This is a genomic window from Aeromonas popoffii, assembly GCF_000820025.1.
Classification (GTDB): domain Bacteria; phylum Pseudomonadota; class Gammaproteobacteria; order Enterobacterales; family Aeromonadaceae; genus Aeromonas; species Aeromonas popoffii.
The window spans coordinates 1-15,720 of record NZ_CDBI01000053.1 but is presented as its reverse complement, the minus strand read 5'-3'; the positions used below and the strand labels follow the sequence as shown (position 1 = coordinate 15,720).

8 protein-coding genes and 2 pseudogenes are annotated in these 15,720 nt (G+C 54.4%); all 10 read left to right on the top strand.

Translation table 11 applies throughout. The annotated features are described in order from the left end of the window. The first annotated feature begins 25 nt into the window (after positions 1-25). Positions 26-3,523 carry a type VI secretion system membrane subunit TssM gene (gene tssM, locus BN1129_RS10305; RefSeq protein ID WP_042036270.1) on the top strand — a complete coding sequence of 1,166 codons (3,498 nt, stop codon included), beginning with the start codon at positions 26-28 and terminating at the stop codon, positions 3,521-3,523. A gap of 44 nt (positions 3,524-3,567) precedes the next feature. Continuing rightward, positions 3,568-4,998 (top strand): VasL domain-containing protein, encoded by a 1,431-nt coding sequence (locus BN1129_RS10300; protein ID WP_042036269.1) that lies wholly within the window; start codon positions 3,568-3,570, stop codon positions 4,996-4,998. 290 nt (positions 4,999-5,288) lie between these two features. Further along, positions 5,289-5,576 (top strand): type VI secretion system PAAR protein, encoded by a 288-nt coding sequence (locus BN1129_RS10295; protein WP_042036267.1) that lies wholly within the window; start codon positions 5,289-5,291, stop codon positions 5,574-5,576. An 11-nt stretch (positions 5,577-5,587) separates the two neighbouring features. Continuing rightward, a complete protein-coding gene (locus BN1129_RS10290) occupies positions 5,588-7,633 on the top strand; it encodes a type VI secretion system Vgr family protein (RefSeq protein WP_042036265.1) in 2,046 nt (681 codons plus the stop codon). A 34-nt stretch (positions 7,634-7,667) separates the two neighbouring features. Beyond that, a complete protein-coding gene (locus BN1129_RS10285; protein WP_244463040.1) occupies positions 7,668-10,313 on the top strand; it encodes a glycoside hydrolase family 19 protein in 2,646 nt (881 codons plus the stop codon). After that, positions 10,313-11,023, top strand: coding sequence for a hypothetical protein (locus BN1129_RS23295; protein WP_157013334.1), 711 nt, complete (start codon positions 10,313-10,315; stop codon positions 11,021-11,023). The genes BN1129_RS10285 and BN1129_RS23295 overlap by 1 nt, the downstream gene beginning before the upstream one ends. Continuing rightward, on the top strand, positions 10,999-11,739 hold the full coding sequence (locus BN1129_RS22465; RefSeq protein WP_244463039.1) for a pesticin C-terminus-like muramidase: 741 nt from the start codon (positions 10,999-11,001) through the stop codon (positions 11,737-11,739). The genes BN1129_RS23295 and BN1129_RS22465 overlap by 25 nt, the downstream gene beginning before the upstream one ends. 2 nt (positions 11,740-11,741) lie before the next feature. Beyond that, positions 11,742-12,146 (top strand): lysozyme inhibitor LprI family protein, encoded by a 405-nt coding sequence (locus tag BN1129_RS22460; RefSeq protein WP_157013333.1) that lies wholly within the window; start codon positions 11,742-11,744, stop codon positions 12,144-12,146. Positions 12,147-12,729: 583 nt separating this feature from the next. After that, positions 12,730-13,770, top strand: a pseudogene (locus tag BN1129_RS10280) (type VI secretion system Vgr family protein); the annotation flags it as partial. 9 nt (positions 13,771-13,779) lie between these two features. Further along, positions 13,780-15,720, top strand: a pseudogene (locus tag BN1129_RS10275) (hypothetical protein); the annotation flags it as partial.

Genomic DNA, 15,720 nt, shown 5'->3' with positions numbered 1-15,720 from the left:
TTGAGTCGGAGTTGGATCACATTTTATGTTCAAAACCATCTTTACCTTTCTGCGGCAACAGCTGCCGAAATTGAAACCCTCCTGGCCCCTGCTCTGTGTGGTGCTCTGGGTCGTCGCCCTCATCCTGGTGTGGTGGCTGGGGCCCAGTATCGAGATCCGTGGCGCCAAGCCGTTCGAGCCGCTGTGGGGGCGGGTGGTATTCACCTTGCTCTGGCTCTGGCTGATGCTGGGGGTCCTCTCCTGGCGCGTCTGGCGCAAGATGCAGCAACTCAAGGCCGAGCGCCAGCACGAGGTGGTGCTGGAGCAGGATCCGGTCAAAGGGCTCATCGACAAGCAGGCGCAGTTCCTGGATCGCTGGCTGCAGGCGTTGAATACCCATCTGGGCAAGGGCGCACTCTACGCCATGCCCTGGTATCTGGTGCTGGGGCTGCCCGGCAGCGGCAAGAGCAGCCTGATCCACAGAGCCAACCCGGCCAACAAGCTCAACCCCAGACTCGACACCGAACTGAGGGACGTGGCGCAGGAACAGCTCGTCGACTGCTGGCTGGGGGAGCAGGCTGTGATGCTGGATCCTGCCGGCGAGCTCTTTTCTCAATCCGAACCCGAGCTGGATCCGCAAGCCCGCAAGCACGAGCGGCTCTGGCTGCACCTGCTGAACTGGCTCAATGAACACCGTCGCCGCCAGCCTCTCAACGGCCTGGTGCTGACCGTGGATCTGGCCTGGCTCTCTCACGCCAGCGTGGCCGAGCGCAAGGCTTATGCCCAGCTGATGCGCTCCCGCCTGCAGGAGGTGTCGGCCACCATGAACACCCGGCTGCCGCTCTATGTCACCTTCACCAAGCTCGACTTGCTGCGCGGTTTTGACGTGGTTTATGAGCAGCTCGACAAGGAGGCCCGCGAGGCTGTGCTGGGGGTGACCTTCAACCCGAGCGACAGCCAGGGCAAATCCTGGCAGCAGGAGCTGGCCCTGTTCTGGGACCAGTGGGTGGACAACCTCAACCAGAATCTGCCCGAGCTGATGCTGGCCCGGCTTGATGCCGCCCAGCGCAACGCCCTGTTCTCGTTTGTGCGTCAACTGGCGGGGCTGAAAGATTACGTGACCAGCCTGCTCGACGAGACCCTGGCCATCGAGGAGAGCAAGCCGTTGCTGGTGCGCGGCGTCTATATCAGCTCCGTCTATCAGCAGGGGGTGCCGTTCGATGCGTTTGCCCAGGCGGCGTCCCGTCGCTACAACCTGCCCGAGCCCATTCACTCGGCCCTGCGCGGGGAGTCCAATACCTATTTTGTGCGCAAGCTCTTCTCCACCATCATCTTCCCCGAGGCCCATCTGGCCGGGGAGAACCGGTTGCACACCCTCTATCGCCGTCGCCGCATGGCCATTGGTCTGGGTTGCCTGTCGCTCTTTTCGGCGGCACTTATCGGTGGTTGGCACTACTTCTACCGGGTCAACGAAGAGGCGGGCCGCAACGTATTGACCAAGGCCCAGGCCTTCATGGAGACCAACGAGGTGGCTGATGAACATGCCTTCGGGGTGAGCCAGCTGCCGCGCCTGAACCTGATCCGCGAGGCGACCCTCTCCTTTGGTAACTACCGTGAACGCACCCCGCTGGTGGCCGACCTTGGCCTCTACCAGGGGGACGAGATTGGCCCTTATGTGGAAGGGTCCTATCTGCAACTGCTGAGCCTGCGTTTCCTGCCGGCCCAGATGCAGGGGCTGTTGGCGGATCTCAAGCAGGCACCGGCTGGCAGCGAGGAGAAGCTCTCCATCCTGCGGGTGATGCGGATGCTGGACGATGCGTCGGGTCGCAACAAGGAGCTGGTGGCGCAGTACATGGCCAGCCGCTGGCAGCAGGCTTTCCCGGGGCAGGGTGCGGTGCAGGAGCAGCTGATGGGGCACCTGGATTACGCCCTCGACCACACCGACTGGTACGGTGCCCGGGCAGCCCGGGATCCGGCCGCCATCACCGCCTTCGTGCCGTTCAAGGAGCCTGTCTATGGTGCCCAGCGTGAACTGGGCAAATTGCCTATGTATCAGCGGGTTTATCAGAATCTGGTGGTGAAGGCGGGTGATGTATTGCCGCCGGATCTCAATGTGCGTGACGAGGTGGGTCCCACCTTCGATGCCGTGTTTGCCCTGCGCAGCGACAACGCCGGTCAGGTGCCACGGTTGCTGACCTGGCCCGGTTTCAACGACTTCTTCCTCAAGCAGGACAAGGCGCTGATCGATCTCACCGCCATGGATGCCTGGGTGCTGGGCCAGCGCAAGCTGAGCCAGTTGAGCGAGGCCGATCGCAAGGAGATCGCCCGTCAGGTCAACGATCGCTATGTCACTGACTACGTCAACCAGTGGCAGAAGTTGCTGACCAACCTGGATGTGCAGACCCTGGAGAGCCCCGAGCAGGCGCTCGACGTGCTCTCTGCCATCACCGGCAACGATCAGCCGTTCCAGCGGGTGCTGGCCTCGTTGGATGACAACACCCGTATTCGCAAGGTCTCCGACGTGGAAGGGGATCCGGCCCAGGCCATCACGGCCCGCATCGGGCGTCCCTTCATGGCCACCAACGCCGTCCTCGGCGGGCGTGGCGAGCAGGGACCGCTCATTCAGGAGGTCAATCAGAAGCTGGTGGAGTTGCAGCACTATCTGGAGCTCATCGTCAACGCTACCGAGCCGGGTCAATCGGCTCTCAAGGCGGTGCAACTGCGTCTGACCAACAAGTACGCCGATCCCGTGTTCGCCCTGCAGCAGTATGCCCGCAGCCTGCCGGCCCCGCTGGATCGCTGGGTGGGTCAGCTCTCCGAGCAGAGCTCGCGGCTGGTGATTGATCTCGCTATGTCGTCCCTCAATCAGGAGTGGCAGGACAAGGTGCTGGCGCCCTTCAACAGCCAGCTGGCCGGTCGCTATCCGTTCGAACCGGGCTCAGCCAAGGATGTGCCGCTCTCCGAGATGGAGCGCTTCTTTGCGCCGGGCGGCACGCTGGACAGCTTCTATCAGGTCAATCTCAAACCCATGGTGGAGAGCGGTCTGATGGAGGGAGAGTTCAGCTCGCCCATGCAGGCCGAGCTGGTCAAGCAGCTGGATAGAGCCGCCCGCATCCGCCAGATCTTCTTCAGCCAGCAGGGCAACCTGGAGGTGCAGTTCGCCCTTGAGCCCATCGAGCTCACCGCCAACAAGCGGCGCAGCGTGCTGAACCTGGATGGCCAGTTGCTGGAGTACGCCCATGGCCGTCGTACCAAGATCCCGCTGGTGTGGCCCAACACCATGCGTGACGGGGCCGAGAGCAAGATAACCCTGGTGCCGGCTGCCCGCGAACGGTCACCGCGCAGCGAAGGCTTCGTCGGCCCCTGGGCCATGTTCCGCCTGATGGACAAGGGGGAGCTGACCCAGGTCAATGAGGCGACCTTCGATGTGCGCTTCCCGGTGGATCAGGGGGCCATGACCTATCGCGTCTATACCGACAGCGCGCAGAACCCCTTCACCGGTGGCCTGTTCAGCCAGTTCAGATTGCCTGGATCCCTCTATTGATCATGTCGGGGGGACACAGAGCCCCCCGCATTTTGGAACCGAATATGTCACAGAATCAACAAGGTCAGCAGGCGCTGAAAGTGGGGCGTGACCCCAGGATGTTGCCGGAATACGAAGCGCTGCGCAGCGAAATCAACAAGCTTAGCCATGCCTCACGCCCCGAGGTGGACTGGCGCAAGATCCATCAGCTCGCCAGCCTTATCTTCGAAAAGCACGGGGTGGATCTGCAGACCGCCATCTACTTCACCCTGGCGCGCTCGCGCTTGCAGGGGCTGAGCGGCTTCACCGAAGGGTGTGAGTTTCTGGCCAACCTGATCGTGACCCAGTGGGAGAGCTTCTGGCCGCCGGTGCATCAGGAGCGGGCCCGCATCGAGATGCTCGACTGGTTCATCGCCCGCATCAGCGACGTGGTCCGCCAGTACCAGATCAGCCATGAAGACAAGCGGCTGATCTACCGCTGCGAGCGGGCGCTGCAACTTATCAGCGAGAAGCTGCACAACGCGGGCTTAAGCCGCATTCCCCGGGTCGAGAACCTGGTGCACTTTATCGAGGGCTACACCCATCTGTTCGATGAGACCGAGATCGTCATCGTTTCCGATGAGCCCGGCCTCAAGGAGGAACTGCAGATCCCGCCCATGGTCTTCTTCAAATCTGACATGGAGAGCGATCACGGCGCCTCTGCCGGGGCGGCGACCTCGCACCTGCCTCAGGGCAGCATTCTGGTGGGACGAGAAAAGGGACAGATGAAGCCGACCGTGCTCAAGATTGAGCAGCATCGCCGGCAGCGGCCCGCCTGGTTCTGGTTTGGTTGTGGCCTGCTTAGCTGCGCCCTGCCTGTGATGGGCTGGCTCGGCTGGCAACATCAGCAGCAGGAGAAAACAGTGGCAGCCCAGCGTCTGCAACAACCGGCCGCCGAGCTGCCGCGAGCACTCAGTTATGACGACATTCGCCAGGCGCGCATTGTGCTGGGGGAGCAGACCCTGCAGGGCATGGAGAGCGAACTGGTGGCCCGTTATCAGAGCCAGCTTGTCCGGTTGGAGCAGGCCTCGCCGCTCTACTGGTATCGCTATGGGGAGGGGCTTCGCAGCTCGCTGCAGATGATCTATCCCGACTCGCTGGCGGTCAAGGCACTGGACAAGCAGTGGCAAACGCTGCTTGCCGGTCAGCAGGGGGATGCCATCAGCATGCCGACCTATCTGGATGCCCGCGCCGGGGTGGATGCCCTGCTCGATCAGTTGCTGGAGCTGGAGCGCCAGCGCAAGACGGTGACCATCTCTTACCTCAAGTCCCAGCTCTACGAGGTGCAGAAGAACCTGATGCAGAACATCCCGTTCAGCCTGCGTCTTGGCGAGTTGGAGGCGAGGAAGGCCTCCCGGGAGCCCATCACGGCCGCCGAATTGAAAAGCCTGGAAAATGACCTGAAAACGCTCAATATCCGGCTCTATCAGTTGCAGCAGGGCGCTGATGGTAGTTGATAGTGCTGTCTTGAGCAATGAATTGCGCAGTAGTTAGCGAATATGACTGGTAGGGCAAGATTTGCCGTGTTGTTTGCCCTGTCTTGCGCAATTCATTGCAGTAACGCCGCTCAACTGTGCGAGTCGTTAACATAAAATACTGATTTTAAACGTGATTTATGGCGGTTCAGCCATGGCATGAAGGCTGCTAGGTCGATACCCCTGGTGTCTCTGCGCCCCGGCTCATGATGGTGAGCCTGCGCCATGGCGGGCGCCCCAACGGCGGCCCCTTGCCCACACGGAGAATTTATATGTGCCCTTCTATTGCATTGCTCGGTGACATTGGTACCGACCACGATGGGTTCCACCCATCCCCCGTGATTGCCGCTAGCCCGGACGTCTTTCTCGATGGCAAACCGGTGGCCCGGCAGGGTGATCCGCTGGCCCCTCACGTCAAACCCAACAATCCTCCCCATCCGCGCAGCATCTCGGGGGGCGTCGGCTCTGTGCTGGTCAACGGCAAACCCATCGCCGTGACCGGCACCGGCATAGGTTGCGGTGGCGTTGTGATTGGCTCGGGTAGCGGACAGGCAGGATAAGGAACAGCGTTATGGCAGACAGCACAGGATTACAATTTACCGTCAAGGTAGGGGCCTTGCCCGAGACCACCTTCGTGGTGGCCGAGTTTGCGCTGGATGAGGCACTGAACGGGCCGTTCCAGTTGCGATTGGAATTGGCGAGCCCGGAGCCTGACGTCGACGTTGGCGCCGTGCTTGATCAGCCCTGTGAGCTGATGGTGTGGTACAACGGCGAGCTGCAGCGCCGGGTATGCGGGGTAGTGAGCGACTTTGCGCAAGGGGACAGCGGCTTTCGCCGTACCCGCTATCAGCTGCAAGTCAAACCTGCCCTGTGGCGACTCTCGCTTCGCCAAAACTCCCGCATCTTCCAGGCGCAAAAGCCTGACGAAATCCTCTCCATCTTGCTGCAAGAGCACGGCATCACCGACTACGCCTTTGCCCTGAAAAACGAACATGCCCAGCGGGAATATTGCGTGCAGTACCGCGAAACCGACCTCGATTTCGTTAACCGCCTGGCCGCCGAAGAGGGGCTGTTCTACTTTCACGAATTCGAGCAAGGCAAGCACCGTATCGTCTTTGCCGACGATGCAGCTGCATTGACTGCTGGCCCCGAGCTGTTCTTCAACCTCGGCAACCGCTCGCTGGAACAGGGGGCCTATGTGCGCCAGTTCCACTACCGCGAGTCGGTGCGACCCTCGGATGTAGAACTCAAGGACTACAGCTTTAAAACCCCGGCTTACGGCCTATCTCACAAAAAGCAGGGCGCAGAGCTCGAGCACCAGCGCGACACTTACCAGCACTTTGACTATCCGGGCCGCTACAAAGAGGACCCGAGCGGCAAGGCCTTTGCCCAGCACCGTCTCGATGCGCTGCGCAATGACGCGGTCAGCGGCAGTGGCAAGTCCAACAGCGCAGCCCTGCTGCCGGGCCAGACATTTTCACTCACCGAGCATCCGAATGGCAGCCTCAATACCGACTGGCAAATCGTTCATATCCGCCACACCGGCGAACAGCCCCAGGCGCTGGAGGAAGAAGGTGGCAGCGGCCCGACCGTCTACCACAACGAATTTGGCGTAGTGAAGGCGAGCACCACCTGGCGCGCCCGCATCGGCAGCCCCGAGGCACCCCACAAGCCAATGGTCGACGGCCCGCAAATCGCCATCGTGGTGGGCCCGGAGGGGGAGGAGATTTACTGCGACGAGCATGGCCGGGTGAAGCTGCAATTCCCGTGGGACCGCTACGGCAGCTCCAACGACCAGAGCTCCTGCTGGGTACGGGTGAGCCAAGGTTGGGCAGGCGGCCAGTACGGCATGATGGCGATTCCGCGCATCGGCCACGAGGTCATCGTGAGCTTTCTGGAAGGGGACCCCGACCAGCCCATCGTGACCGGTCGTACCTATCACGCCACCAACCGACCGCCTTACGAGCTGCCAGCCAACAAGACGCGTACCGTGCTGCGCACCGAGACCCATCAGGGTGAAGGCTTCAACGAGCTGCGTTTCGAAGACCTGGCGGGGCAGGAAGAGATTTATATCCACGGTCAGAAAGACCTGAATGTGCTCATCGAGAACGATGCGGCCTGGCACATCAAGCACGACCAGCACACCGACATCGACAACGAGCGGGTGACCCGCATCAAAGCCAACGACCACCTGACGGTGGAGGGTGAGAAACGGGATCATATCAAGGCTGACTATTCGCTGACGGTGGATGCCTCCATGCACCAGAAGATTGCACAAGCACTGTTGGTGGAAGCGGGGCAAGAGGTGCACATCAAGGTGGGCGACAAGCTGGTGCTGGAAGCCGGGGCTGAAATCACCCTCAAGGGCGGCAGCAGCTTTGTGAAAGTCGACCCGAGTGGCATCAAGCTGGTCGGCCCCGCCATCAAGCTCAATGCGGGCGGCGGCTCAGGTTCAGGCTCCGGCTGGGGTGGCAAGGCTCCCGTTGTACCCAAGGGGGTAGAAGTGGTCAAGGCTCCCGAGCTGGTTGAGCTGGTCAAAGCCATTGCTACCGAGAAGGCGATGGAGGCGTTGCTCAAGGCGCTGGAGCCCGATAGCGATTATCAGCCCTCCGCTTGATGTTCGACGAATAACACAGGATTGAATAGCAAAGATGAAAATCGTCTATCCCATGCAGCTGGAAGGTGAGAACGGCCCCAGCGAGATTCCATCTCTCGATGCCTTTATCGAGAAGATCAACAGTCTCAAGAGCGGCACTTTCCTGATTGGTCGCAACCGCATCTGGCACGGTGGCATCCACCTCAGTGAGAAAGGGGGCTGGCAGCCGAGCGGCGCTGTACGCGCCATTGCGGACGGGGAAATCGTGGCCTACCGACTGGCGACCAAACCAGCCAAGGCGACCCGTAGCGCCGAAGAGGGCAAGCCAGAGGGAAAGATTGACTTGTATACCTCTCCGTCGTTTTGTCTGGTACGTCATCACTATGAGGCGGGTGAGCAGAGCAAGAATCAGCTGACCTTCTACAGCCTCTACATGCACATCGCGTGTGAGAACACTTACAACAGTCCAGAGGCGGCGCGAGTGACCGTCAAGGGCTCTGGTGTCTCCACCTATGAACCGGTGGCCCACCTCAAGCTGACACGCCGACTGTCGGGCAGTCACCCTGTGTATGCCAAAACAGGGGCTGAGGTGAAGCTGCTCCAGCAAACCCCGAGCAACCTGCTCAACCACAGAGATGAGGCCCACGATTACTTTCTGGTGCACTACGTCGATGAACCGAACAGCCCGTTCTATATCGCACAAAGCCAGTTGCAGCATGAATATCCGCAAAAGCCGACGTGGATGACCCCACCAGAAGGCAAACCGGCCCGTCATGGCATTCCGAGTAATACCTGGTTACGGCAAACGGCTGACACTACGGCGGGGAGCCTGGGGCTACCTGCTGGCAGTGAGGTGGCGGTATCTGGTGAGTCACAGATGGTGGCCCTCGGTGGCGGTTCGACCGAGTTTCGTAAAGTGCGGGTGTTCAAGGCGGGCAGCGGCACCGTCAAAGACAGCGCCAATCAGGTGATGGCCAGTGCCAGCAAAGGGGCCATTGGCTGGCTGGCGACAAGCAAGATCGGTGCAGGGCTGGCTGCCGAGCCGAGTATCCCCGTCGAATTCAAAGAGGATGCGCCCGTCGTTGACCGCAGTGTTAATCCGATAGCGGTTCAGGCCGGAGAGGTCATCGGTCACTGGGGCGAACATCAAATAGCCAAAGCCGGTGCAAGCGGCTTAGTGAAAGACGCCGACAGTAAAGCTGTGCACTTTGAGGTGTTTGTTGCAGACAGCGATAAGCAGGCGCTTGAAGATTGTATCAATAACAAGGCGCGGGTAAGCGGTGGCCAAGGCTACCTGCTATTGAACCAAGAGGTCACCACCTATCGTCTTACCAGCGATAGCCAGCATGGTTTTCACGATGTTGCCAAATTTGGGCCACAGGTCTTACCGTTGGCCGTGAAAGAGTCCGATAAAGTCAGTCACGGTGCCAACAACTTTGTGAAGGTGCGTGAACGGACTGCCGCTGACGGGGAGCTGGCGGGCGAGTTTGTATTGCTGGCCGATGGTGTCGAAGTGGTCAGCCAGCATGACTGGCACAAGCTGGGCGTCAAGCTGGTCGATGGCAGCAGTGATGAAGATGGCTTTTTAGACAAGGCTGATACTGCTACGGATAGCGAAGAGTCCCCACAGAAAGAGGCGAGCGAATTTTTCAGCACCCTCTATGACAAGCTGGTGACAGATAGAGACAACGATGGCACCCTGAGCGGCAACGATATCAAGGCCGCGCTGGCCGATGAGGAATTGGCGGGCAAGTTGCGCATGTTGTTTATCAAGCATAAAAGCGAATGGGTAAAGCCAGGCGATTGGCCGCGTCTCAAGCAGGAGTTGGCTGACCAGCCGAAGCTCTATGAATATGCGATGCAGGTACACAACAATATGGCGTGGATGGAAGATGCCAGCGCGATCTTGGGTGATACCAAGCCTTGGTTTATTCATCCTGCGGGGATGATGGGGTTATTATCCCCTGTTGTTTTGACCTCCATTAAATGCCATAAATGTCAAAAAGACATATCACTATCTTTTGAGTTTATGCGAACATTTACTCCATCATCTGTTTCAGATTCTCGCCTTCATGATTTTATTGCCAGATGGAATGAGAGTGCAATTAGCTATGGCATTAATTCTTGTGAGCAAGTAATAAATTTACTGGGACAAGGAAAACATGAAACGAAACGATTCACTGCGTTCAGGGAGTCTTTAGTTTATAGAAGTTACACTGCAGAATCTTTATACTCTATGGCTCCAACTGCCATCAATAATGGTTTCGCACGAAAAGGTTTGAGTTTATCCAGAGATGAGAAGATGGATTATATAAGACGCCATCTATTGAATAATGATGCTGGTTATGGAGAGCATGCTTTTGGGAGCAATGAGTTTCCAGGGAAAGATTATCGCGGACGTGGCTTGTTGCATTTAACTCATGCGGAAAACTATAGATTGTGTGCTCTGGCGACAGGTTTAAATATATACTCTAACCCAGAGTTAGTTGAAAGTGATATGTCATCCATAGTATTGTCTGGGTTTTGGTTTTGGAGTTCAAACAATTTAGGTTCTATCGCAGATAGTAACGTAAATCATCTAGATAAAGTAAAGAAGATTACTAAGATTATAAACCCTGGCCTAAAAGGTCTTGAGGAACGGGTTGAATTTACAGCGGAAGCAAGAGAGCTTCATGTTAGATTGTTTGGGGAGTGTAATTGATGCCAGCTTTATTCTTTCTTTTTTTATTGTCGTTTACTTGTGCTGCACAGTCAGAGATATCAATTCAAGGCAATGAGGGGAAACTATTTTTCGTAGACAAGGTTGATGAGGCTGTCGGCGATACTGTTATCGCGACATTCTTTGATGAAAATAACGGGGCAAAATATTTTGTTGATTACCTTCCTTATTTATCTTCTAAGGGAAAAGTGCAGGATGCCTTCTACTTAAACACAGGTAAATTAAAGAGCCGATATTTTGTCATTCAACAATCCCAAATAGACTCAGACACAGGAATGAACTGGTCTAATTATTTTAATGTTATCGTGTTTTCTTATGTTAATGGGAAGTTGACTAAGGATGATAAATTAACATCTTATTTTGGTTCTGGTGGAGATATTGTAAATCCTAATGGAGCTAACAGTATAGCTTACTCCTTTCCATATAATAAAAAGGAAACAATTATACAAACAGCATCCAAGCCGGAATTTGATGCATGGATGAAAGGTCAAGATGTAAAGTTAAAAATCAAAGGAAAAAGTTATTTTTTTCCTGAGCCACTACCAATTAATAGAGCTAAGTCTTATCTTGTCGAAGGTGATGTTGTTCTGAGGAAAAAACATGAATCAGGTTGGGATTATGTCGTCTATAAATCAACTAAAGGGCGAGAATATTCTGGCTGGATGCCTTGTTCCCTAACTGGAAGCTGTTAAATAATAAAAGAGGTAGGCTTGATTTTTCACATATGATCAGGCCTGCGTCATTTTCCCCAAGTGGATGTAAGTTTTTTTGCCACTGTTATCAGACGTGTATCGTTTTCAAGGGAAAGCTTACATTTGATGAAGAGGGAAACGATGTTGAAAATAGTATTTTATTCTCAAGAACAATCCATTGGCTAGGTAATAGTGAATCTGGCGTAACAATTGGTCGTGGATATGACCTTGGGAATCGTTCCAAAACAGAGCTATACCGTGACTTGTCTGGCTCAGGGGTTCCTGACAATATTGCCTCATTAATATCTAATGGTGCAGGAATGAAAGGGGTTGCAGCATCTAATTTTGTTTCCGCCAACAAATCCTCGACTTTGATTACTCGAAAATCACAATATAAGTTATTCGAAAAAATATATCCTGATTACGTTCTTAGGGCAAAATCCAACTATGAGCGCTGGACTATAGCTCAGCATGTTAATGATGCTAATATTTCAGGCGTATCTATATCTGATAAAACTAATTGGGAAAATTTAGGTAATAAGGTTAAAGATGTTATTGTAGATTTAGTATATCAGGGGTTTACGAAAGGCCCCAAGCCGATGATCTATGGCATGTTAAATGACAGACAAAAATACGCTGATTACATCAGAAATAACCCAACCTTGAGCCAATATGAGCCAGGGCGTAAAAGAGCTAAATGCCTGACTGGAGAATAACTGTGAAAAGATTATCTTTTGCTTTATTTCTTATATCATTTAATGCATTTTCAAACACAAATAGTAACTGTGATACTTCTGTGCCAGTTACCTATCTTGCTGCTTGTTATGAAAGTAAATTCAAACAAACTGATACTGAGTTAAACGAAAAATTTAATAATTTAAAATCTACATTGTCATCTAGTGGTTATGATAAATCATCTAAAGAAAAATACTGGAGTCAACTGGTTCAATCCCAAAGGTATTGGATTAAGCTCAGAGATACTCAATGTGACGCAAGAGGCTCTTTCTTTGAAGATAGTTCTGTTGTTCAACTTGTAGAGATTAAAAAGTGTCTTGTGGACGTAACAAAAAACAGAGTGTTTTTTTTGAACGGCGAGATTCAATTCATTAATGTTTTACCTTGATAAAAATAAGGGTGGTTAATTTTCAAGGCTATTTTTTGGCTTTTATATGATATTGAAATATAGGGATAGGTTAAAGATGATTTGATCTACCCTGTATAGATTTACATTTAGTGGCCGTCGTCCTTAGCCATTCCTCATATGAGCGAGGTGTGGCAAGGGTTCTGTGGTATGAATATAAAATCTGGGACACCCACCTTTCTGAGCAAGGCGTTGTCAGGTCCATGATCACCTCAGTCGTTTTTAAAGGTCAGTGATGACGCAGGGGAGGCGGCTCCCCTGCGAAGAATAAGAAAATCTGGGACATCCACCATTTTTGTTCATATCCGCCACACCGGTGAACAGCCGCAGGCGCTGGAAGAAGAGGGCGGCAGTGGCCCTAATGCAAGTCAGTTAAGAGAGTTTGAGTCCCAACCCGCGAGGTATAAGGGCTAAAGAGTGAGGGAGGCATGATGCCACCCTCTTTTTATTGGATGTCAGTCAGGGCAAAGGTTTCAGCCAAATTGACGCTGTAACCATAGCACCGCTCCTGCTATTCAAAATTTCGAATATTAAGTCATGAAAGTGCTTAACTGACTGGCATTACGGCAGCGGCCCGACCGTTTACCACAACGAATTTGGCGTAGTGAAAGCGAGCACCACCTGGCGCGCCCGCATCGGCAGCCCCGAGGCACCCCACAAGCCAATGGTCGACGGCCCGCAAATCGCCATAGTGGTGGGCCCCGAGGGGGAAGAGATTTACTGCGACGAGCACGGCCGGGTAAAACTGCAATTCCCGTGGGACCGCTATGGCAGTTCCAACGACCAGAGCTCCTGCTGGGTGCGGGTGAGTCAGGGCTGGGCCGGTGGCCAGTACGGCATGATGGCCATCCCGCGTATTGGCCATGAGGTCATCGTGAGCTTTCTGGAAGGGGACCCCGACCAGCCCATCGTGACGGGCCGCACCTTCCATGCCACCAACCGACCGCCTTACGAGCTGCCCGCCAACAAGACCCGCACCGTGCTGCGCACCGAGACCCACCAGGGAGAAGGTTTTAACGAGCTGCGTTTTGAAGACCAGGCGGGGCAGGAAGAGATTTACATTCACGGTCAGAAAGACCTGAACGTGCTGATAGAGAACGACGCTGCTTGGCACATCAAGCATGACCAGCACACCGACATCGACAACGAGCGGGTGACTCGCATCAAGGCCAACGACCACCTGACGGTGGAGGGTGAGAAGCGCGACCACATCAAGGCTGACTATTCGCTGACAGTCGATGCATCGCTTCACCAGAAGATTGCACAGGCACTGTTGGTGGAAGCGGGGCAAGAGGTGCACATCAAGGTGGGCGACAAGCTGGTGCTGGAAGCCGGGGCTGAAATCACCCTCAAGGGCGGCAGCAGCTTTGTGAAAGTCGACCCGAGTGGCATCAAGCTGGTCGGCCCCGCCATCAAGCTCAATGCGGGCGGCGGCGCAGGATCAGGCTCCGGCTGGGCGGGGCAGGTGCCCGTTATCCCCAAAGGTGTGGAAGTGGTCAAGGCTCCCGAACTGGTTGAGCTCATCAAGGCCATCCCCACCGAGAAAGCGATGGAGGCGCTCTTGAAAGAAGAGAAGCCTGGCGCGTTCTACCTCTTTTCTGAATAAGGAAACAGCATGAAGTTTGCATTTCCCATCCTCACCGCCAAAGGGGAAGAGTTCAAGGACGTCAAGGCGCTGACGGCGCTGATCAATGGCGAGCAATCGGGTCACTATCTTCTTGGCAACCACAACAAGTGGCATGGCGGCATTCATATTAGCGACAAGAGTGCCCCTTGGTGCAAGGATAAGTACCCCGTCAGAGCCATTGCCGATGGCAAGGTGGTGGCATTCCGGATGATGAAGGATTATCTGACCTCTGAATTTCAGGGGGAGACCTTACGTTATTCCAACTGCTTCTGCTTGGTACAGCACGAATATTGTGAGATCAATGCAGAAACTAAAGCGAAAAACGAGTTCACCTTTTATTCGCTCTATATGCACCTGCTGCCTTGGGATAAGTACCAAAGCGCCGAGAAACTGGTGCTAAAAAAGGGTTGGAATGCGCGCAACTCCGTACCCCATGCCAATCCCGATGCCGAGCAGCAGCGAATTGATGCCGCCTTGCCTCGTTTCACGTTGCCCAAGGATACCGAACTGGAGATGGACAGCAGTACGCCATCCCAAAAGGGGAGTGTCGGGGGCAAGGAGTATGATTTCATCAAGGTGACCATCAAGAGCAAGCTCTCCAATGCCCAGATGAAGGAGGCCGAGAAGGCGGGCGTATTGGTCAGTGAGGGAAGCTCGGTCTGGATCGCCAATAGCCCGGATGCAGTGACCTATATCAAGCCCAATGTGCCAACTTGGCTTTTCGATCAGATAGATGCCGATTTATTGAAGAATATGGCTGGATGTGCAGATCCGGTCTTGGATGATAAAAGTGGTCGCTTGATGGTTGGCAGTGACAACGTCTCACTGCCAGCCGGCACTAAGTTGCAGTATGATGCCCACCAACTCGAATTCCATTGGATTGGTGACAAAGCACGCAAGATGGCCAGATGCAAATATGTGATGCCGAGTGAGGATGGCGTTCCGGGTAGTTGTGGTATCGCCTGGGTGTGCGTCGAAGATGAATTTATCAAGGCAAAAATGCTCCCCCCCTCTCATCTCGGTGAGTTATATGTTTTGCCATCCCCCGTGGCTATCGCGGCGGGTGAGACCATAGGTTACCTCGGTCTGGTGGAAACGCCGGGCTCCCTGATTGGGGGCAAGAAGAGCAAGCATCAAGTCCATCTTGAGGTGTTCACCCAGGATCCTCGTCTGGATGATGTGCTGGCTAACAAGGCGGGAACGAAAGGTGGCGCTACCTATGCCAAAGTACCTGCCGATTTAATCCTGCATGAGAAGAAAAGTGAGGAAGGTAAATCCAAGTGGGTGGCAACCAAGGACAAAAGCCAGGAAGTGCTGGTTGAATCACCCAAGCTGGAAAAGGATGCTACAAAGCAGGAGTGGGTCTGCGTTTCCTCAGATAAATATGTCAAGAAAGAGCAAGTCGAGTTATTGAGTCAGCATGATTGGCTGAAGATCGGTTTTAAAAAGGTCGATGGTTCAGGCTCCGACGGCTATCTGGATCCCGATGCACCTCCAACCTTTTTTACCGATCTGGTCAAGAGCTTTGATACCGATGGCAATGGCGAACTTAGCAGTGAAGAGATACAGGCAGCCCTGCAAAACAGCAGCAATGCAGACCAACTTCACAAGCTTATCGTCAAGCACCCCAGCGAATGGTATGAAAAATCGTCAGCCAGTAGTTATCAATGGCTGGATAAATTGATGACAAAAATTGGTTTGCCTGACTTTGATTTATTAGTTGACCATGAGAAACAGCGCATCGATAAGCTGGAGTGGATGCAGAGTGCTACCAAGTTGAAACTTGATAAGGAGGTTTTTCATATTTATCCACTGTCAATTTTACAAAAGAATGTTCACTCTTTATCGATAACTTATGAACAGTTACATTCTATATTCCCTAAGGCTAGTAAAAAAGACCTGGATATTGTTCTAAATAGCTGTTCCGAA